We start from the raw sequence: 19,275 nt of genomic DNA on the forward strand, positions 1-19,275 counted from the left end.
CAGTGGTACAACACCGAACGCATCCAACAACGACTCAAGGGCCTGACCCCGATGCAATATCGAAATCAGACCCTTGAAGCCCTAACCACCTAGAGTTAAACCAGTCCAACTTTCGGGGGCCAGTTCATCCTGGGGGCCTTTCTTCTTGGTCGCACTTAGGGCGCGCGCTTCTCGACGCCTCCCGCTACGCCGCGCGCTGCGTCCCGTCCTTCTCGTCCTCGTCCTTGGTTGTCGGGGCGTTGATGTTGATGCTCGCGTACTCCATCAACCATTCTGCCACCGCAGAACGCACAGTCTCCCCCTCTTCCACGCGCTCCGTCATCTCCTCGATGTCCTTGGTGGACATCACGCGCGTAATAAAGTTCAACCGGGTCGACTCGGTGCGGGTGAGCCTGCCGTCTTTGATGATGGGGACGATGTTCTCCGGCAGACCCTGCTTCGCGGCCTCGCTGTCCTGGCAGGCCTGCGCGGGCGAGGGATCCACCGAGCGAACGTTTGCGGGGAACGTGGCGACCATGGCGGCATACACCTCATCTTGGCGCTCGGCCTCGGACGCGCTACTCGTCGTGTTCTCGTCCGCGGCTCCGGCCGCCTCGTCGCTCGGCTGCGCGAAGCTTGCCGCGGTCTGCGGATCCAGCTGCGTGAGGACCTGGCCCGTGCAGCCGACCACGATGTCGACGTTGTCTTCCTTCAGGATGTCCAACGGGCTGCGCGACGCAAACGACGAGTTCGCCGCGAGGCCGACCGGGCGGCCGTACGCGGCGAGGACCTGGTTGTAGATCTCTCCGATGACCAGCTGCTCCGGCGACGCCGGGTCGACGGCGATAGCGAGCGTCCCCTCTGCTCCGACGTTGAGTACGGTGGCAATCTCCGGCCGCTCAAACGGCGTGCAGGACGCGAGGGACAGCGCGCTCGCTGTCACTATCGCCGCGGTGGCGACGCGTCGCCACCGCTGATTCACCTTGCCCACACAGATCCCGTCCTCTCGGTCAGTACGTTCGGCCGTTTGGTCCTCTTGATCCTAACGCTCGTCGCCGTCGGCCCCCGGTAACGGGCGCTGCGGCTGCCCCATCGCGGCGATCATGTCGCGGGCGCGAGTGGCCACGTCCTGCTCCGCGAGCACGTCGTAGCGGCCCGCCACGATCGTGGTCGCGGAGGCGAAGTCGCGCTTGCCGCCGGTGAACCCGTACGCAAACGCCGCGGAAATGAGCCCAAACACAGCACCGCCGATGACGCACATAGACACCAGCAGCCAAGTGCTGCCCTCGGAGGCGAACATCCCCATAATGAGGCCGATGAACAGCCCGAACCACATGCCGGAGAGCGCACCGCCGCCGAGCACGCGCGGCCAGGTGAGCCGCCCCGTGATGTTTTCCACCTGCATCAGGTCGACGCCGACGATCGTGAGTTTTTCCACCGGGAACTCGTTGTCGGACAGGTTGTCCACGGCCGATTGCGCGTCCTGGTAGGTGCCAAAGCTGCCCACCGGCCAGCCGGTTGGGATCTCGCGGTTTTGCGGGCTTCGGAGCGAGGGGGATGTCATGGTCGGTGTCCTTTCCGGGGAGTCAGCGGCCTGCGCGTGCAACGTCCACATCTTACCGCCCGCGCTCATGGCTGGACCGCGCTACGCCGTTTCTGCCACGTCGCGCGCCACCCTATACTTGGTAGGCGTTATGACTGACACTTCCCCGATTACCAAAGACGCCGTCTACGAGGCCCTCTCGCGTGTCGAGGACCCCGAGATTGGCAAGCCGATCACGCAGCTCAACATGGTCGAGTCCGTGTCCATTGACGGCAACGATGTCGCCGTGGGCGTATACCTGACCATCGCCGGCTGCCCGATGCGAGACACCATCGAGTCCAACACGCGCGCGGTGCTCGAGGACCTCGAGGGCATAGGCGAAGTCTCGGTCACCTTGCACACAATGAGCGACGAGCAGCGGCGCGAGCTCGCGCAGTCCCTCCGCGGCCAGCAGAGCGGCCCCGCGATCCCGTTCGCCGACCCGAACTCGCGGACTCGCGTCTTCGCGGTCGCTTCGGGCAAGGGTGGCGTGGGCAAGAGCTCCATGACCGTCAATCTCGCCACGTCGCTGGCCAAGCAGGGGCTTTCCGTGGGCATTATCGACGCCGACATCTACGGCCACTCCATCCCCGGCCTCATGGGCTCCGCGGGGCAGGGCCCGACTGTGGTGGACGAGATGCTCATGCCGCCGATCGCGCACGGCGTCCGCCACATCTCCGTCGGCCAGTTCGTGGAGGGCAACGCCCCGATCGTGTGGCGCGGCCCGATGCTCACCCGCGCCATCCAGCAGTTCCTCGCGGACGTGTACTGGGGCGACCTCGACGTCCTGTTCATGGACCTGCCGCCGGGGACCGGCGACGTGGCCATCACCGTGGCGCAGCTGGTACCCAACGCCGAGCTGCTCATCGTCACCACCCCGCAGGCCGCGGCCGCGGAGGTGGCGGAGCGCGCCGGCACGATCTCGCAGCAGACGGACCAGCCGATCGCGGGCGTGATTGAAAACATGGCGGGCATGGTCATGCCGGACGGCTCCACCATGCACATCTTCGGCGAGGGCGGCGGCGAGCAGGTCGCCGAGCGCCTCACCGCGCTGACGGATAATGAGGTCCCGCTGCTCGGGTCGATCCCGCTGGACCCGAAGCTGCGCGAGCACGGGGACACGGGCACGCCGGTCGTGCTCGATGAGCCCGACTCCCCCGCCGCCAAGGCCATCACGGAGGTTGCAAACAAACTAAAGATCCGCCGCACCTCGCTGGCGGGCAAGAGCTTGAACCTCGGCGTGAAGTAGCCCCTGGCGCTGCCTGCGCCTAGGTGATGTCGGCCCAGGAGAATCCGCCGCCGGATGCGTCCGGCTTGCGCTTTCCTTGGGCGTCGCGCCGCGCCACCTGGCGGGTGGAGCCCCCGCCGGGCTCGCCCGGGTTGACGGGCGGCTTGGGGGTCCGGGCCTGCGGGTCGTCGCTAAGCGCCTCGCGCGGGTCGGTGTGTCCGGGGGCGTTCGCGTCCTTAACGTCATCGTCGAAAAGCATCTGCGCCATCGCACGCTTAGGGCCCATGGCGGCGTACTTGCTTACCTTCTGCATGGGCGCGCGGAACTCCTCAAACTCCTCAAATTCGCCGTTGAGCTCCGCTTTCGCATTGTTGATGGCTTTGCGGGCCGCATAAATGGCTGCGCGGACGTCCTGGATCACGCCCGGCAGACGCTCGGGGCCGATGACGATGAGGCCGATGATGAGGATGAAGAAAATCTCGCCCCAGCCGATGTTGGAAAACACTGCCTGCTCCCTCTACCCGCGGCGCCTCAGCGTACGGAAAACTACTTCCATCTTGTCCAACATGCTGCCGTGAGACTGCGCGGAGGGATCCGCCCCCGGACGGTCGGCGACGTCGTCGCTGCACAATTGCGCCAGCCGCTCGACCAGCGAGTCCGGGGCGTGCAGGTCGTCGTCGTTGCAACGGCGCACCCGTTGGGAGGTGCTTCGCTGCGCCTGCACCTCGGCGAAGCATTCCGCGCACTGCATCAGGTGCGAACGGGCGCGACGCGCCGCCGTAGCGCTGAGCTCGTTGTCGGTGAATGCGGCGATGGCCTCGGGGCTGAGGTGCTCGGTGGAGGAAAACTGCTTGCGCCGGGGTGCGCCGGATGACGCGGCCGACGGCATCTTCTTGCTCACCCTGCTCACCTCGCCCACTCAGTGCGCTCCTTTACTCCTCGTTCTCGCTCGATCGCATGTTCAGGCCACTGGCCCAATTTGCACCTAGCGTACGCCCGTCCGGCGCCGAGTGCGCTCACCGCCCCGCGCAGCAGGTCCAAACTACCGCGCCCGGATCAGGTCCTTCGCCGCTTGATCGTGCTGTGCCTGCGCCTCCAGCGACGCGCGCAGCTGCTGTCGGCCACGGTGGATGCGCGAGCGGACCGTCCCCATCTTCACGCCGAGGGTGTCGGCGATCTCCTCGTAGGTCATCCCGACGACGTCACAAAGCACCACGGCGACACGGAAGTCCGGGCCGAGCTCGTCCAGCGCGTGCTGGAGCGCGGGATCGAGGTTGGCCACCGTGTACGCCTGCTCCGGCGTCATGTCGGTGCCGGGGACGCGCTCGTAGTCCTCCGGCAGCGCCTCCATCCGGATCGTGGCGCGGTGGCGCACCATGTCCAGGAACAAATTGGTGGTGATGCGGTGCAGCCAGCCCTCGAATGTGCCGGGCTTGTAGCTCTTCAGGTTGCGGAAGACGCGCATGAACGTCTCCTGCGTGAGGTCCTCCGCGTCCTGCTGATTGCCGGAGAGGCGGAACGCAAGGCGGTAGACGCTGTCCGCGTGCTCCGCAACCAACTCGGCCCAGGTGGGCATCCCGCCCTGGCCAGCGTCAAACGCCGCAGTGCCCGTCAGCGTGTCGGCGTTCGGGGTGGGCTGCTCGCGCGGTGAAGTCATTGCTCTATTGTGGCAGAGATAACTAAGCCTGGGCAACACTTTGCCCGGCACTTTGCCTGGTGGCGGGTAACAATCCGCTCACGATCCGCAGCTCGCTATGATGTGCGGTGTGAGTGAGACAGCTTTTTCCCAAATGATCGCCTACATCGACCAGCGCGCGAACCACGCGAACGGCGCGGCGGACGCGGACCCGTTCAGCCAAGGGCTCGAGGTCGCCCGCGTTGAGGCCGAGGAGAACGGCGTGAGCCTGCCCTCCCCGACCGTGGGCACGCTGCTGACAACCCTCGCCGCGGCGGGCGCGCGCGCAGACGCCGCGCAGGGCGCCGTCGCCGTCACCCCGGCCGCGGGCACCGTGGGCCTGCACCTGCTGCGCGGCCTGCCGGAAAAGTCCACCCTGACCTGCATCGAGCCCGAGGCCGCGCTGCAGTCCGGCACGAAGGCCGCAGTGCGCGCCGCGGGGTACGCGCCCTCTCGGGTCCGCTTCCTCACCGCCCGTCCGCTCGATGTGATGGGCCGCCTGGCCAATGACGCCTACCAGGTCATCTACGCGGACGTCTCGCCCGTTGAGCTCGGGGCGATCATCGACGCCGCGTGGCCCCTCCTCACCCCCGGCGGCACCCTCGTGCTCGCCGGCTCACTGCTGGACGGCACGGTCGCCGACGCCACCCGCCGCGACCGCGCGACCGCGGCCGCCCGCGAGGCGGACGACTACGCGGAGACCTTCGCGGCAGAGCACGGTGGCGTCGTCACGCGTCTGCCCCTCGACGGGGGCCTGACGCTGGTAACGAAGCGCTAGATCACTTCGTTCTTGCCAACGGCGACCACGCCGTTGTCGGAGACCTTGTAGCGCTCGCGATCGCGCTGCGGGTCCACGCCGATGATCTCACCATCGGACACGTAGACGTTCTTGTCCAGAATGCAGTGGCGCACCACTGCCCCCTTGCCCACGCGCACGCCCGGCATGAGCACGGACCCCTCCACGGTCGCGCCCTCTTCCACGCGCACGTCCGTGGACAGGACGGAATTGCGCACCGTCGCGCCGGAGATGATGGAACCGGAGGCCACGATGGACTCCTGTGCGATGCCGCCCATGACGAACTTGGCGGGCGGGAGGTTGCCGTCCTCGGTGGAGTGGATCGGCCACGCGTTGTTGTAGAGGTTGAAGATCGGGTGCGAGGAGATCAGGTCCATGTGCGCCTCGTAGAACGAGTCGATGGTGCCGACGTCGCGCCAGTACCCCTTGTCGCGCTCGGTCGCGCCCGGCACGTGGTTCTCGGAGAAGTCGTAGACGTTCGCCTCGCCCTGGTTCACAAAGTACGGGATGATGTCCCCGCCCATGTCGTGGGCGGAGTCCTCGTTCTGCTCATCCTCCAGCAAGGCCTGCACGAGCGCCTCGGTGGAAAAGACGTAGTTGCCCATGGACGCGAACGTCACGTTCGGGTCATCCGGGGTACCCGGCGGGTTGGCCGGCTTTTCCAGGAACTCCGTGATCGTGCCGTTTTCGTCGGACTGGATGCAGCCGAACGCTGTGGCCTCCGCACGCGGCACGCGGATGCCGGCGACGGTGGCTGACTTGCCCGAGGCGATGTGGTTTTCCACCATCTGCGACGGGTCCATGCGGTAGACGTGGTCCGCGCCGAAGACGAGGACGTAGTCCGGTTTGTCGTCATAAATGAGGTTGAGCGACTGCACGATCGCGTCCGCCGAGCCGTTGTACCAGCGCTTACCGCGGCGCTGCTGCGCGGGCACGGACGCGATGTACTGCGGGGTTGGGCCGGACACGTTCCACGCGGTGGCGACGTGGCGGTCGAGCGAGTGGGACTTGTACTGCGTCAACACGGCGATGCGCATGTACCCCGCGTTGACCAGGTTGGACAGAACGAAGTCGATGAGGCGGTAGTTACCGCCAAACGGGACTGCAGGCTTGGCACGGTCGGCGGTCAGGGGGAACAGTCGCTTCCCTTCGCCGCCCGCGAGGACGATGGCGAGGACTCTTGGCTGGCTTTTCACGCCCACCAGAGTATTGAAAAGCAACGTCTCCCGCAGTGGCTATGTACACATTTTCACCACTTTAGGGGGACGCACCACACCTCCCGTTCAGGTTCCTGCAGCGTCGCGCATTCCTCACTACTGTTGGGGCTCATGAGAGTCGGAATGATGACCAGAGAGTACCCACCGGAGGTCTACGGTGGTGCCGGCGTGCACGTCACTGAGCTGACGCGCTTTATGCGCGAGCTTATCGACGTCGACGTGCACTGCATGGGGAAGCCGCGCAAGATGGACAACGTCTACGTCCACGGCGTAGACCCGGAGCTCACCGACGCGAACGGCGCGATCAAGACGCTGTCCACCGGCCTGCGCATGGCCAACGCGGCGAGCGGGTTGGACCTGGTGCACTCCCACACCTGGTACGCGGGCCTGGGCGGCCACCTGGCATCCCAGCTCCACGAAATCCCGCACGTGGTCACCGCGCACTCGCTGGAGCCGGACCGCCCGTGGAAGCGCGAGCAGCTCGGCGGAGGCTACAACGTTTCCTCCTGGAGCGAGCGGAATGCCATGGAGTACGCCGACGCGGTCATCGCGGTGTCCTCCGGCATGAAGGACGCGATCCTGCGGGCGTACCCGCGCATTGAGCCGGACAAGGTCCACGTGGTGCTCAACGGGATCGACACCGATAACTGGTATCCCGGCCAGGCGACGATTCTGGAGGAGCTCGGGGTGGACCCGGCGAAGCCGGTCGTCTCGTTCGTCGGCCGAATCACCCGCCAGAAGGGTGTGCCCCACCTGCTCAAGGCGGCGCAGCAGTTCGACGAGGATGTGCAACTGATCCTCTGCGCCGGCGCCCCGGACACCCCGGAGATTGCGGCGGAGACGCAGGGGCTCGTCGAGAAGCTGCGCGCGCAGCGCGACGGCATCTTCTGGGTGCAGGACATGCTGCCGCCGGAGAAGATCCGCGAGGTCTACGCTTCGTCGGACGTGTTCGTCTGCCCGTCGATCTACGAGCCGCTGGGCATCGTCAACCTGGAGGCCATGGCGTGCGAGACCGCCGTGGTGGCGTCGCGAGTCGGCGGCATCCCGGAGGTCGTGGTTGACGGCGAGACCGGCACCCTCGTTGATTACGACGAGCACGATCCGGAGGCCTTTGAGCACGCCCTCGCCGAGGCAGTCAACGCGCTGGCCGGGGACCCGGAGACGGCGAAGCGCATGGGTGCCGCGGGCCTGGCGCGCGCCCGCGACACGTTCTCCTGGTCTACTATCGCGCAGGAAACCGTGGACGTATACAAGAAGCTGCTGTAGAGGAAACAGAACTAAGTATGAGCGTTTACAGACCCGAACTGCACGTGACCGCCGAGCGCGGCATCCTCGAGGGCCCCGCAGGTGTGATCCGCGCCGGCGAGCGCGGCGAGCGCGTGTGGCACATGTTCTACCAGTACAAGCTCACCCCAGACGCCCCGAGCGCGTGGGGGCACGACATGAGCGAGCAGGACCCGTTCAGCTGGCTCGAGTGCAACGACGCCCTCGTCGCCATCGGCGGTGAGCTCAACGTCCGCGCCGGTGCGGTCGTCGCCACCGATGACGGCGCGGACCTGTACTTCACCTCCAACACCGCTGCGGGCGACACCGTGCAGCGCGCGCACGCCGACGACCTGGCCGCGCTCTGCGAGGAGCTGGAGGAGTCCGAAACCGGCCAACTGCTCCCCTCCTCCGGCGTCAAGCGCCTCGGCGCGGTGGTCCAGGACACGGAGGTCGACGGCCAGGTATACACCAACTTCCGCTCCCCTTGCGTCGTCCCTGACTGGGAGGAAGATGGCAACCGCGAGCGCGGCCACGACGGCTGGCTCATGCTCGCGGTCACCGGCTCGCTCGAGGCACCCGTGCCCGTCGTCCTTTCCTCGCACGACGGCCAGAGCTGGCTTGTCGACGGCGCGCTGACCTTCGACGGCGACCCCGGCCTCGATGTGACCAAGCCGCTCGTCGCCCCGCGCATCTCCCGCCTGCGCGACGAAGTGGACGGCGAGATCTACGACGTCCTCTTCCTCACCGCCGAGATCGACGGCAAGGACCGCACCGTGTACCTCGTCGGCGTGCTCAAGGGCAGCGTCTTCACCGTGACATCCCAGGCAAAGCCGCTAGACTACGGCCACGACTTCACCCGCCCCCGCAACTCCGCCTACACCCTGGAGCCGTCGAACGCCGAGGACCGCTACGAGCGGACCTACCTGTTCGGTTTCATGACCGACTCCGGCCGCCACGGCGACCCCACGAAGGAACCGAACTGGGAGTCCGAGGGCTGGGCGAACACGCTGACGCTGCCGCGCCGCGCGACCCTGCAGCACGGGCAGCTCTACCAGGTCCCCGCCGGCGGGCTGCCGGAGGCGGTGCAGTCGTCGCGCCACGCACTGATGTGGACGGCGCTGTGCGACATCCCTGCGGGCTCGTCCGTGGAGGCCGAGGTGCTGGACGGCAACGGCGAGCCGGTGGCTGTGATCAGCCACAACGGGGAGACCCTCACCGTCGACCGTCTCGACGGCAACCCCGCTGTCGCGGAGGTGCACGACGACGATGAGGACAACATCACCGTCATCGTCGACGGCTCCACCCTCGAGGTCTACGCGGGCGGCGGCAGCGTCGTCACCGCATCCCGCATCTGGTCCTCCACCGGCTACAGCGGAATCCGCTCCCGCGCGGCGGGCGACGCCGAGATCTACAACGAGTGGCGCCGGGGGTTCCCCAGCGCCCGGTAGGCGCCCGCTCCGGCCTACGCCTTGCGCAGCCGGACCAGCTGGCCGCGCGCCGTCACGTCCATGTGCTCCGGCAGCGCCGCGAGGCGCTCCTGCAGCACGTCCGGCGCCACGTGGCGCGCCGACGGGCTCATCCCTACCTGCGCGGCAATCGCGTCGCGCTCCAGGCGCATCGTGTACTCGATGAGCTGCGGCTCCGCGGCCAACTCCAGGTGGCCCTTGGCCTGCTCCACCATGCGCTCGAGTTTGCCCGCCTCAACGCCGAGGATGCCCAGCGGTTCGCGCAGCTCGTCCAGGTGCCCCTGGTGCGCGATGAGCGCTACAACCTCACCGCCGGGCGCAAGAACGCGGGCGAACTCCGCCGGGTTGCGGGGCGCGAAGACATCCATGATGGCGTGAACGCTGCCGTCACGAACCGGAAGCTGGCTCCACACGTCGGCCACCACGGCGCCGACGCGCGAGTGGGACTTGGCCAGGTGCTTTGCGGCGGGCACAGAAATATCCAGCCCGATGCCGCGCGCGCCGCCGACACTGTCCAGCGTGTGCGCCAGGTAGTAGCCGGTGCCGGCCCCCACCTCCAGCACGGCAGGTTCGGCCACGCCGTGGGCCTCCTCCGCTGACGGGTCGCCCGGCTCGGGCGCGCTGTGCTCCAGTACGTCCTGCACCTGCTGCGTCACGGCCTCGACGAACGGCGCGAAGTGCCCCTGCGAGAGGAAGGCTTCGCGGGCGTGGATCATCTCGATCGAGTCGCCCTCGTGGTTCAGGCCCTTTCCGCTGGCCAGCGTAACGTAGCCCTGCTTGGCCACGTCATAAGAATGCCCCGTCTCGGAGACGAGGCGCGAAAAGTCGTCCTCGCCCCGCAACGGGGAAAGATCTGCCGGGTCTGCAAGCACGTCCACGATGTCTTTGAGCATGTGGAAAGCTTACCGCACCGCCGGCCGGGCCAAGCGGTGCAGGGTGAATGCGGTGACGGCGTGGGTTACTGCCCCGCGGCGTCGATAAGCAGCTGGCCCAGCTCGGCTGCCTCTTCCTTGCTCATCTCCACGACGAGCCGCCCGCCGCCGTCGGATGGAATGCGCATCACAATCTTTCGGCTCTCTTCTACAGCTTCCATCGGGCCGCTACCGGTGCGCGGCTTCATTGCTGCCATGCGTATTCTCTCCTTTGAACTCAATGACGTATGGAGTCAATGATACGCCTGTATGGGCCCGACCATCCGGGCCAAGCAGCATTTCCGTAGCTAACTATGCCTTTCCGTACGGATTTTCCCCAGCTTTCGGTGCCGGCTCCAGCGTCGCGGGCGACTCAAACTCCGCCGCGCTCACGCCCTCGGTGAGCGAGTGCGAGTCCACCTTCTGCGGGTTGCGGGGTTGCGCCGGGCGAGCCTCAGCGGCCTCGTCGTCGCGCCACTCCGCGGTGTCCTGGCCGGTCAGCTGCGCGATGAGTGCGTCGACCTGGTCCATCCGGTACCCGCGGTGGACAACCTCCAACTGAATGTCGTCAAAGTTGCCGTCCTCAACCGCGCGGCGATTCGCCGCCTTCACATCTTCCGTATCAGGCATCGGCGGCTGCGTCTCACCGCGCCCAAAAATCGACGACGCCAGCAGCGTCCCCAGCACGCTGAACAGCGCCAAGACAAGAATCAGGATAATCCAAGAGAGCATGGGCGCTATTCTACTTCCCGCCCCACGCAGCGCGCTGCTGTACCTCGCCCAGCGCGCCGCGCCCCGCGGCCCGATCCAGGATCGTCGCCACGATCATATCCGCCATCGGCGCGAGCTCCTCCAGCGGACGGTTCCGGTGTCGCCGCGCGCTGAGCTGCACTTCGGTGACGGCGGCGGGCGTGTGGGAGGACGCGACATCGAGGAGCAAGCCCACCTCGACCCCGTAGCCGGCGACAAACGGCAGGCTCAGCGCGGTGCTGCGACGGATGGCGTACTCTCCGGCGAGCGGCTGGGAGATGTGGCCGAGCTCGGGGAACAGCGCGCGCAGCAGCGGCTTCGCCGTGAGCTCGGTGACGCGGCCGCCGCCGGGGCCGCCGTTGAGCTCGCGGGTGTAGGCGGCCTTGACCAGGTGGATCGCCGGGTCCGCAAACGGCGCCGCGAGCGCATCGACCCAGCCGGGTCGCAGCGAGGTCACGTCCGCGTCGACGAAGACGACGACGTCGCCGCTCGCGGCGCGCACCCCGCGCCACAGCGCCTCGCCCTTGCCGGGAACGGTCTTGGCGGGACCGACATCGCGCCAGTTCACCACGCGGGCGCCCGCCGCTGCGGCCTCGCTGGCGGTGGCGTCGGTGGAGTCGGAGTCGATGACCAGCACCTCCCCGCCATCGCGCGCGGCGCGCGACTCGAGGCAGGTGCGCACCACGCCGGCGACGGTGCGCTCCTCGTTCAGCGCCGGGATGACCACGCTCACGCGCGGGCTGCTCACGCGAGCCCCCGGACGGTGGCAAGCGGCGCGGCGGTGCCCTGGATCGCCGCGGTCATGCGGATCACGTCCACGGTTTCCGCGACGTTGTGGACGCGGAAGGCGGCGACGCCGCGGGTGGCCGACCAGGCAGTGGCAGCGAGCGTGCCCGCGACGCGTTGCGCTGGGTCGGTGCGGCCAACCGTCTCGCCCACGAAGTCCTTGTTGGACAGCGCCATGAGCACCGGCCAGCCGGTGGCAACGAGCTCGTCGATCCGGCGCAGGATTTCCAGGCCGTGGAACGTGTTCTTGCCAAAGTCGTGGGTGGGGTCAATGAACACGCGCTCGGCGGGCACGCCGCAGTCCACGGCGCGCTCGGCCAGCGCTGAAGTTTCACGGATCACGTCGGCGACGACGTCATCAAAATGCACGCGGTGCGGGCGGGTGCGCGGCACTACCCCGCCGGTATGGGAGCAGACGTAGCCGACCGCGTGGCGGCCCGCCACCTCGACGAGCTCGGGGTCCCAGCCCGCCCAGGTGTCATTGATCAGGTCCGCGCCGGCGTCGATAGCCGCTTCGGCGACGCTCGCTCGCCATGTGTCCACGCTGATGGACACCTCGGGGTGGCGCGCGCGGACCTCGGCAATCAGCGGGACAACGCGATCGATCTCTTCGTCGACGTCCACTTCATCCCCCGGCCCGGCTTTGACGCCGCCGACGTCCACGATGGACGCGCCCGCCGCGATGACCTCGTCCGCGCGCTGAGCTGCCTTTTCAATGGCAAAGGTCGCGCCCTTGTCGTAAAAGGAGTCCGGGGTGCGGTTCACAATGGCCATCACCCGCGCGAGCGAGTTACTCATGTCCACCAGCGCGTTGCGCGTCGCCGAGGCGCTCGTCCGTCATCACTTGGTGCGTCTCCACGATGTGCGCGATGGCCTCCTCAACCGAGTCAGTGACCAGGAACAGTTTTTCGTCGCCAGGCGAAATGAGCCCGCGCTCGAGCTGCTGGTTGACCATCCAATCGACCAGGCCGGACCAGAAGTCGGTGCCGATGAGCACGATCGGGAAGTTGGTCACCTTGCCGGTCTGCACCATGCACAGCACCTCGAAGACCTCGTCCATCGTGCCGAAGCCACCGGGCAGCGCGATAAACGCCTGCGAGTACTTCAGGAACATGGTCTTGCGGGCGAAGAAGTAGCGGAAGTTCAGGCCGAGGTCGACCCAGTCGTTCAGCCCCTGCTCGAACGGCAGCTCGATGCCCAGGCCGACCGACATGCCGCCGGCGTTATGCGCACCGCGGTTCGGCCCCTCCATCAGGCCCGGGCCGCCGCCGGTGATCACGGCGTAGCCGGCCTCGACCAGCCCGTGGCCAACCTGGTACGCCTGCTCGTATTCCGGCGTGCCCTCGCCCAGCCGCGCGGAACCGAAGACAGTCACGGCCTTCGGCAGCTCGCTGAGTGCGTCGAAGCCGGCCACGAACTCGGACTGGATGCGCATGACGCGCCACGGGTCTGCGTGCTTCCAGTCATGGTCGGAGGAGCCGAGCGATTCGAGCAGGCGGCGGTCGTGCGTGGACGCCTGCTCGTTGTCGCTGCGCAGCATGAGCGGGCCGCGGAGCTTGCGGTCACGGTCGGGGCGGGGTGTGGTGTGCGGTGCCATAGTAATTGTGTGAGGAAAGTTTTCTATGTTCAGTGAAGGGACAGGTAGTCCATGAGCTGCGCGAACACCTCACGGATCTGGCTGATCGGGCACTGCTCGTCCTTCTTGTGAGCAAAGCCCGGATCGCCGGGGCCGAAGTTCACGGCCGGAACACCAAGGTTAGAGAACCTGGACACGTCCGTCCATCCGAACTTCGCACGGAAGTTCCCACCCACGGCCTTCACCAGGTTGGCCGCCACCGGGTGGTCCAGCCCCGGTAGCGCGGCCGGCGCCACGTCGTCGTACGCAAGCGTCAACCCGTCTTCCAGGGCGAGCACCTCCTCGAGGTGCGCCTTCGCGTTCTCCACGTCACGGTCCGGCGCGTAGCGGAAGTTGACAATCAGACGGGCGTGGTCCGGGATCGTATTGGTGGCCACGAACCCCTCCATGCCGACGACGTTGATGCCCTCGCGGTACTCGCACCCGGCGATGGTGACACGGCGCGGTTCGTAGGCGGCGATGCGGGTCAGCACACCCGCGAGGTCGTGGGCCGCGTTGTGACCCAGCCACGAGCGCGCGGAGTGCGCTCGGGTGCCGTGCGCGTCTACGAAGACGCGGATCGTGCCCTGGCAGCCGGCCTCGATCACCCCGCCGGACGGCTCGCCAAGCAGCGCGATGTCGCCCGCAAGCAGCTCCGGGTGGTCCCGCTCGAGGTGGAACAGCCCGTTGTATTCCTGGGCGACCTCCTCGGCCTCGTAGGCAATGACAGTCATATCAAACGCCGCGCGCTCCCCCGGTGCCTCGGCCTCGCCACGCACGAGCCGCGCGAACGCCCCGAGGTAGCACGCCATGCCACTTTTCATGTCCACGGTCCCGCAGCCAAACATGGTGTCGCCCTCAATGCGGTGCGGCGTGTTGTCTGCCAGCGGCACCGTGTCGATGTGTCCCGCCAGCACGACGCGCTGCTCGCGCCCGAAGTGCGTGCGGGCGACGACGGTGTTGCCAATCCGCTGCACGTCGACTGCGCCGTCCCCGGAGGCGTCGGCAAGCGCCCGAAGCGCCCCCTCGACGGCGTCGGCGATCGCCTCCTCGTGGTGGGACGGCGAATCGATGTCCACGAGCGCGGCGGTGAGATCGACTGGGTCTGCAAAGAGGTCTAGCGTGTTCACCTCACTCATCCTACGGGCGGCAATCCGCCTAGGATGAGGACATGCCCATTGGAGCGGAAGCAACCGGAATTGCCAACATCGCTATGGACGGGACCGTCTTGGACACCTGGTACCCGAGCCCAGCGCTTATCGACGCCACACCGTCCGAGCCACCCGCCCCCGCGAGCACCGAGCGCGTCAGCGCGAACGAGCTTTCCGACCGGTTCCTCAACCTCGTCGGCCTGGACCGCGACCGGCTGGTGGAGCTCGTTCCGGTGCGCACCCGCATCCCGGACCTGTCACAGCCACCGGTGGACGCGCACGACGTCTACCTGCGGCTGCACCTGCTCTCCCACCGCCTGGTCAAGCCGCTCGAGTTGAACATGGAGGACTGCCTCAGCCACCTCGTGCCCGTGGTGTGGACCAATAAGGGCCCGTGCCTGACGGACAACTTCGAGTTCATCCGCACCAACCTGCGCTCCCGCGGCACGATCCACGTCTGGGGCATCGAGCGGGTGCCGCGCATGGTGGACTACGTCGTTCCCTCGGGCGTGTCCATCGCGCAGGCCGAGCGCGTCCGCCTCGGCGCCTACCTCGCGCCGGGCACGTCGGTCCTGCGCGAGGGCTACGTCTCCTTTAACGCGGGCACGCTCGGCCCCTCGCGGGTGGAGGGGCGCCTGTCCTCGTCCGTGGTGGTCGGCGAGGGCGCGGACCTGGCGTTGTCATCCGTGCTCATGGCGTCGCGCGCCACGCAACGCACCCGCGGCCCAATGCGGGTGGGCAAGCACTGCACGATGCACCCCTCAGCCGGCGTGTTCGGCGTGGACCTGGGCGATAACTGCACCGTCGGCGTCAACGTCATGATCGAGCCGGAATCGGTGGTGTACGACGCCCGCCTGGACCGCGAGATCCCCGCCAAAGAGATCGCCGGGCAGGACGACTTGCTCATCCGGCGCGAGGCGATGAGCAATTGTCCGGTTGTGAGGGATCAGGGAAGCGTCGATTAGCATTCAAGCCCCCAGCTGGGACGATGCGAGCCTTATTGGCCCGCGTCGCGGTGCCAACGATTAGAGTAAGACCATGTCTTCTCAGGATTCCCCTGGCAGCGCGTCGGTCATCGCACCGACTTCTGCCTCCGTCTCGCTTGAGCGTGGCCTCAAAACCCGCCATCTGACCATGATGGGGCTCGGTTCCGCAATCGGCGCCGGGCTCTTCCTCGGTACCGGCGTGGGCATCGCCGCTGCCGGGCCGGCGGTGATCATCGCCTACCTCATCGCCGGCGCGATCACCGTGTGCATCATGCAGATGCTTGCAGAGATGGTGGCGGCGCGGCCGTCCTCCGGCACCTTTTCCACCTACGCGGAGCAGGCGCTCGGCCCCTGGGCCGGGTTTGCCATCGGCTGGCTGTACTGGTTCATGATGATCATGATCATGGCCGTGGAGATCACCGGCGCCTCCGCCATCATCGCCGCCTGGTTTGGCATCTCGCCGTGGATCCCGGCGCTCGTGGCCATCGTGGTGTTTACCGTGATCAACTTCGCCGCGGTGAAGAATTTCGGGGAATTCGAGTTCTGGTTCGCCCTCATCAAGGTCTCCGTCATCATCGCGTTCCTGGTCCTGGGCGTGGCCCTGTGGCTTGGTCTGCTGCCCGGCACCAGTTTCGTCGGCAAAAGCAACATCGCCGAGGTCGGGTTCATGCCCAACGGCTGGGGCGGCGTGGCCACCGCCATGCTCGCCGTCGCATTCGCCTTCGGCGGCATCGAGCTGGTCACCATCGCCGCCGCCGAGTCGGAAGACCCCGAGGTGGCGGTCCACGCCGCGATCCGCTCCATCATCTGGCGCATCGGGTTTTTCTACATCGGCTCGGTCCTCCTCATCGTCATGCTGCTGCCATTCGGGCAGATCGGCGGAGCCAAGGACGCCTCCGAGTCCCCCTTCACCGCCGTCCTCCACCTGGCCAACGTCCCGGGCGCGGTGGGCATCATGGAGGCCGTCATCGTGGTCGCGCTCCTGTCGGCGTGCAACACGCAGATCTACGGCTCCTCCCGCTTTCTGCACAACCTGGCGCTGCGCGGCGACGCCCCGCAGATGTTTGCCACCACGGACACGCGCGGGGTGCCCATGCGCGCAGTCATCGTCTCCGTCTGCTTCGGGTTCGGCGCCGTCGCCCTGCAGTACTGGAACCCGCCGGGGCTGCTCGCATTCCTGCTCAACGCGGTCGGCGGCTGCCTGATCGTGATCTGGTTTGCCATCAGCTTCTCCTTCCTGCGCCTCCACCCACGCCTCGTAGCCACGGGCGAGATCACGCAGGTGCGCATGTGGGCGCCGTCCGTGCTGCCCTGGGCGACCATCGCGCTCGCTGCAGCGCTCGTCGTCCTCATGCTCACCACACCCGACGGGCGCACGCAGCTACTCGCGGTGGCCGTCGTCGTCGGCGTGGCCGCCATTGCAGGTGTGCTGTGGACGCGCACCGACTCCTTCCGCATCAACGCCGCGAAGGCGGCCGAAAGGAACATCCGATGAGCAGAGCTACCACCCACAACGGCCCTGATTCCGAGCTCGGCACCGGCCTGAAATCGCGCCACCTCACGCTGATGGGCCTTGGGATGGCCGTCGGCGCGGGCCTGTTCCTCGGCGTGGGCGAGGGCATCCGCGCCGCCGGGCCCGCGATCCTGATCGCCTACTTCATCGCCGGTCTTATCGTCATCGCTGTGATGCGCATGCTCGGCGAGATGGCCGCGACCCGCCCATCCTCCGGATCGTTTGCCACATACGGGCGCCAGGCGTTCGGCCACTGGGCGGGGTTCCTGCTCGGCTGGCTGTACTGGTTCCTGCTCATCATGGTCGGCGGCGCGGAAATCACCGGCGCCGCCGCGATAATGGGCGGCTGGTTCGGCGTCCCCCAGTGGATCCCCGCGCTCGTCGCGGTGGTGTTCTTCGCCGTGGTCAACCTGGCGCAGGTCAAGGGCTTCGGCGAGTTTGAGTACTGGTTTGCCATGATCAAGATCGTGGTCATCATGGGCTTTTTGGTCATTGGTGCCCTCCTCTTCTTGGGCGTGCTGCCGGGCAGCGACTTTGTCGGGCTCACCCACGTGAAGGAATCCGGCTTTGCGCCGAACGGCATCCCGGGTATCGCCGCCGGCTTGCTCGCCGTCGCCTTCGCATTCGGCGGCATCGAGGTCGTCACCATCGCGGCGGCTGAGTCCGAAAACCCCGCCCAGGCCGTGAAGAACGCGGTCAACTCCATTATCTGGCGTATCGCGCTGTTCTACGTCGGCTCCGTCGTGGTGATCATCCTCCTACTGCCCTACGCGCAGATCGACGCCGCCGATTCCGCCGCGGACTCGCCGTTTACCCAGGTCTTGTCCATGGCAAACCTGCCCGGTGTTGTCGGTTTCATGGAAGTCGTGATCGTGCTCGCGCTGCTCTCGGCGTTCAACGCGCAGATCTTCGGCACCTCTCGCCTGGCGTATCAGCAAGCGCTCGAGGGCGACGCCCCGAAGTGGCTTGCCAAGACCAACGCGAGTGGCGTCCCCTTCAACTCGGTGCTGGTTTCCATGTTCTTCGCGTTCGTCGCGGTCGGTCTGCAGTGGTGGAACCCGCCGGGGCTGCTCAGCTTCCTCATGAACGCGGTCGGCGGCTGCCTCATCGTCACCTGGATCATGATCACGCTGAGCTACATCCGCCTGCGCCCGGAAATGCGCGCGGGCGAAGGCCATTCCGCCGTCGAGGTACAAGGTGGGATGTTCGTGCCGTGGGCTACGCTCGCCGCCCTGCTCGCGCTCGTGGGGCTCATGCTTATCGACGCCTCCGCGCGCGGTCAGATCCTCGCCGTCCTTATCGTTTCCGCAGCACTTGTTGTCGCGTCCCTATTCACACGGGGCAGGGCTGCAGCGCTCCGACAGGATGATCTAAGCTAACAGGCATGACTTCAGCGATTGCCCGTGGAATTGCCACGGTGACCCATGATGGCACTGTCCTCGACGTCTGGTACCCCGCCCCCAAGCTGGGCGAGCCCGTGACGGAAACCGGCACCACCCGCCTGGAGGAGGAAGACCCGCGCTTCTCCCACCTGGTCGGCCCCGACGAGGACCGCGGCGTGGCACGCGTCCCCGTCGAGACCCAGATCGCTGACATCAACGAGCCGGCGATCGACGCCTACGATGTCTACCTCCGCCTGCACCTGCTCTCCCACCGCCTGGTCAAGCCGCACGGCGCGAACATGGACGGCGTGTTCGGTCTGCTCGCCAACGTGGTGTGGACCAACTACGGCCCCTGCGAGGTCTCCGACTTCCAGATGACCCGCGGCCGCCTCGCCGCCCGCGGCCCCGTCATCGTCTACTCCGTGGACAAGTTCCCCCGCATGGTCGACTACGTCGTCCCCGCCGGTGTGCGCATCGGCGACGCCGACCGCATCCGCCTCGGCGCCCACCTCGCCGAGGGCACCACCGTGATGCACGAGGGCTTTGTCAACTTCAACGCCGGCACGCTCGGCGCCTCCATGGTCGAGGGCCGCATCTCCGCCGGCGTGACCGTCGGCGACGGCACCGACATCGGCGGCGGCGCCTCCATCATGGGCACCCTGTCCGGCGGTGGCAAGGAAACCATCACCCTCGGCGAGCGCTGCCTGCTCGGCGCGAACGCGGGTATTGGCATCTCGCTTGGCGACGACTGCGTGGTCGAAGCCGGCCTCTACGTCACCGCCGGCGCCAAGGTCGTGCTCACCGCCGAGGTTGCCGAGGCACTCAGCAAGGAAGCAGGCGCCACCATCAAGGCGCTCGAGCTCTCCGGCGCCAACGGCCTGCAGTTCCGCCGCAACTCCACCTCCGGAGCCATCGAGGTCGTTGCCGCAAAGGGCATCGAGCTCAACGAGGCGCTGCACGCCAACTAGGCGC

The 19,275-nt window shown here is 67.3% G+C and carries 22 protein-coding genes; 9 read left to right on the plus strand and 13 right to left on the minus strand.

Annotation, left to right across the window (positions count from 1 at the left end; translation table 11 throughout):
• Positions 1-93, plus strand: a 93-nt coding sequence (locus EAW56_RS01585) for an IS3 family transposase (RefSeq protein WP_147453238.1), incomplete at its 5' end; no start/stop codon positions are given.
• Positions 94-184: 91 nt separating this feature from the next.
• Here EAW56_RS01585 and EAW56_RS01590 read toward each other — a convergent pair.
• Both EAW56_RS01590 and EAW56_RS01595 read right to left on the minus strand, forming a co-directional pair.
• Positions 185-970: a type 2 periplasmic-binding domain-containing protein gene (locus EAW56_RS01590; RefSeq protein ID WP_122084781.1), complete on the minus strand. Its 786-nt coding sequence runs from the start codon at positions 968-970 to the stop codon at positions 185-187.
• A gap of 51 nt (positions 971-1,021) precedes the next feature.
• The gene (locus EAW56_RS01595) at positions 1,022-1,594 is read right to left on the minus strand and encodes a YflT domain-containing protein (RefSeq protein WP_205691174.1); all 573 of its coding nucleotides are present in this window, start codon (positions 1,592-1,594) and stop codon (positions 1,022-1,024) included.
• A gap of 79 nt (positions 1,595-1,673) precedes the next feature.
• On the opposite strand from EAW56_RS01595, the gene EAW56_RS01600 reads away from it, so the two are divergent.
• Entirely contained in the window at positions 1,674-2,810 is a 1,137-nt protein-coding gene (locus EAW56_RS01600) for an Mrp/NBP35 family ATP-binding protein (protein WP_095275865.1), read from the plus strand.
• A 19-nt stretch (positions 2,811-2,829) separates the two neighbouring features.
• On the opposite strand, the gene tatB is transcribed toward EAW56_RS01600, so the two are convergent.
• From tatB to sigE, 3 genes are all read right to left on the minus strand, one after another.
• Positions 2,830-3,294, minus strand: a complete 465-nt coding sequence (gene tatB, locus EAW56_RS01605) for a Sec-independent protein translocase protein TatB (protein ID WP_095553136.1) — start codon at positions 3,292-3,294, stop codon at positions 2,830-2,832.
• Positions 3,295-3,306: 12 nt separating this feature from the next.
• Entirely contained in the window at positions 3,307-3,690 is a 384-nt protein-coding gene (locus tag EAW56_RS13105; protein ID WP_279629689.1) for an anti-sigma factor family protein, read from the minus strand.
• Between the two features lie 141 nt (positions 3,691-3,831).
• On the minus strand, positions 3,832-4,446 hold the full coding sequence (gene sigE, locus EAW56_RS01615; RefSeq protein ID WP_095535114.1) for an RNA polymerase sigma factor SigE: 615 nt from the start codon (positions 4,444-4,446) through the stop codon (positions 3,832-3,834).
• A 109-nt stretch (positions 4,447-4,555) separates the two neighbouring features.
• On the opposite strand from sigE, the gene EAW56_RS01620 reads away from it, so the two are divergent.
• Positions 4,556-5,242, plus strand: coding sequence for an O-methyltransferase (locus EAW56_RS01620; RefSeq protein ID WP_122084907.1), 687 nt, complete (start codon positions 4,556-4,558; stop codon positions 5,240-5,242).
• On the opposite strand, the gene glgC is transcribed toward EAW56_RS01620, so the two are convergent.
• Positions 5,239-6,456 carry a glucose-1-phosphate adenylyltransferase gene (gene glgC, locus EAW56_RS01625; protein WP_369825006.1) on the minus strand — a complete coding sequence of 406 codons (1,218 nt, stop codon included), beginning with the start codon at positions 6,454-6,456 and terminating at the stop codon, positions 5,239-5,241. The two genes, EAW56_RS01620 and glgC, sit on opposite strands and share 4 nt — an antisense overlap.
• A gap of 132 nt (positions 6,457-6,588) precedes the next feature.
• Between glgC and glgA the strand changes: the two genes are divergently transcribed.
• A complete protein-coding gene (gene glgA, locus EAW56_RS01630; protein WP_167457373.1) occupies positions 6,589-7,743 on the plus strand; it encodes a glycogen synthase in 1,155 nt (384 codons plus the stop codon).
• A gap of 17 nt (positions 7,744-7,760) precedes the next feature.
• Complete coding sequence (locus EAW56_RS01635; protein WP_122084785.1) at positions 7,761-9,191, plus strand: GH32 C-terminal domain-containing protein; 1,431 nt, start codon at positions 7,761-7,763, stop codon at positions 9,189-9,191.
• Between the two features lie 14 nt (positions 9,192-9,205).
• Here EAW56_RS01635 and EAW56_RS01640 read toward each other — a convergent pair whose 3' ends face one another.
• The 7 genes from EAW56_RS01640 to dapE form a co-directional block, all read right to left on the minus strand.
• A complete protein-coding gene (locus EAW56_RS01640; RefSeq protein WP_122084787.1) occupies positions 9,206-10,102 on the minus strand; it encodes a methyltransferase domain-containing protein in 897 nt (298 codons plus the stop codon).
• Positions 10,103-10,167: 65 nt separating this feature from the next.
• A complete protein-coding gene (locus EAW56_RS01645) occupies positions 10,168-10,338 on the minus strand; it encodes a DUF3117 domain-containing protein (RefSeq protein ID WP_095275850.1) in 171 nt (56 codons plus the stop codon).
• Between the two features lie 94 nt (positions 10,339-10,432).
• Positions 10,433-10,852 (minus strand): cell division protein DivIVA, encoded by a 420-nt coding sequence (locus EAW56_RS12840; RefSeq protein WP_205691357.1) that lies wholly within the window; start codon positions 10,850-10,852, stop codon positions 10,433-10,435.
• 10 nt (positions 10,853-10,862) lie between these two features.
• Positions 10,863-11,618: a glucosyl-3-phosphoglycerate synthase gene (locus EAW56_RS01655; RefSeq protein ID WP_244213313.1), complete on the minus strand. Its 756-nt coding sequence runs from the start codon at positions 11,616-11,618 to the stop codon at positions 10,863-10,865.
• Entirely contained in the window at positions 11,615-12,454 is an 840-nt protein-coding gene (gene folP, locus EAW56_RS01660; RefSeq protein WP_244213314.1) for a dihydropteroate synthase, read from the minus strand. The genes EAW56_RS01655 and folP overlap by 4 nt, the downstream gene beginning before the upstream one ends.
• Positions 12,447-13,253 (minus strand): LOG family protein, encoded by an 807-nt coding sequence (locus EAW56_RS01665; RefSeq protein WP_095275845.1) that lies wholly within the window; start codon positions 13,251-13,253, stop codon positions 12,447-12,449. Before EAW56_RS01665 ends, folP begins: the two co-directional genes overlap by 8 nt.
• 29 nt (positions 13,254-13,282) lie before the next feature.
• On the minus strand, positions 13,283-14,410 hold the full coding sequence (gene dapE / locus EAW56_RS01670; RefSeq protein WP_122084791.1) for a succinyl-diaminopimelate desuccinylase: 1,128 nt from the start codon (positions 14,408-14,410) through the stop codon (positions 13,283-13,285).
• Between the two features lie 32 nt (positions 14,411-14,442).
• On the opposite strand from dapE, the gene EAW56_RS01675 reads away from it, so the two are divergent.
• From EAW56_RS01675 to dapD, 4 genes are all read left to right on the plus strand, one after another.
• A complete protein-coding gene (locus EAW56_RS01675) occupies positions 14,443-15,387 on the plus strand; it encodes a 2,3,4,5-tetrahydropyridine-2,6-dicarboxylate N-succinyltransferase (RefSeq protein WP_122084792.1) in 945 nt (314 codons plus the stop codon).
• A 109-nt stretch (positions 15,388-15,496) separates the two neighbouring features.
• Complete coding sequence (locus EAW56_RS01680) at positions 15,497-16,903, plus strand: amino acid permease (protein ID WP_415528312.1); 1,407 nt, start codon at positions 15,497-15,499, stop codon at positions 16,901-16,903.
• Positions 16,900-18,300, plus strand: coding sequence for an amino acid permease (locus EAW56_RS01685; protein WP_122084795.1), 1,401 nt, complete (start codon positions 16,900-16,902; stop codon positions 18,298-18,300). Before EAW56_RS01680 ends, EAW56_RS01685 begins: the two co-directional genes overlap by 4 nt.
• Positions 18,301-18,305: 5 nt before the next feature.
• Positions 18,306-19,271, plus strand: a complete 966-nt coding sequence (gene dapD / locus EAW56_RS01690) for a 2,3,4,5-tetrahydropyridine-2,6-dicarboxylate N-succinyltransferase (RefSeq protein ID WP_095548384.1) — start codon at positions 18,306-18,308, stop codon at positions 19,269-19,271.
• The last annotated feature ends 4 nt before the right edge of the window (positions 19,272-19,275 follow it).

It is taken from the genome of Corynebacterium gottingense (genome assembly GCF_003693265.1).
Lineage (GTDB): Bacteria > Actinomycetota > Actinomycetes > Mycobacteriales > Mycobacteriaceae > Corynebacterium > Corynebacterium gottingense.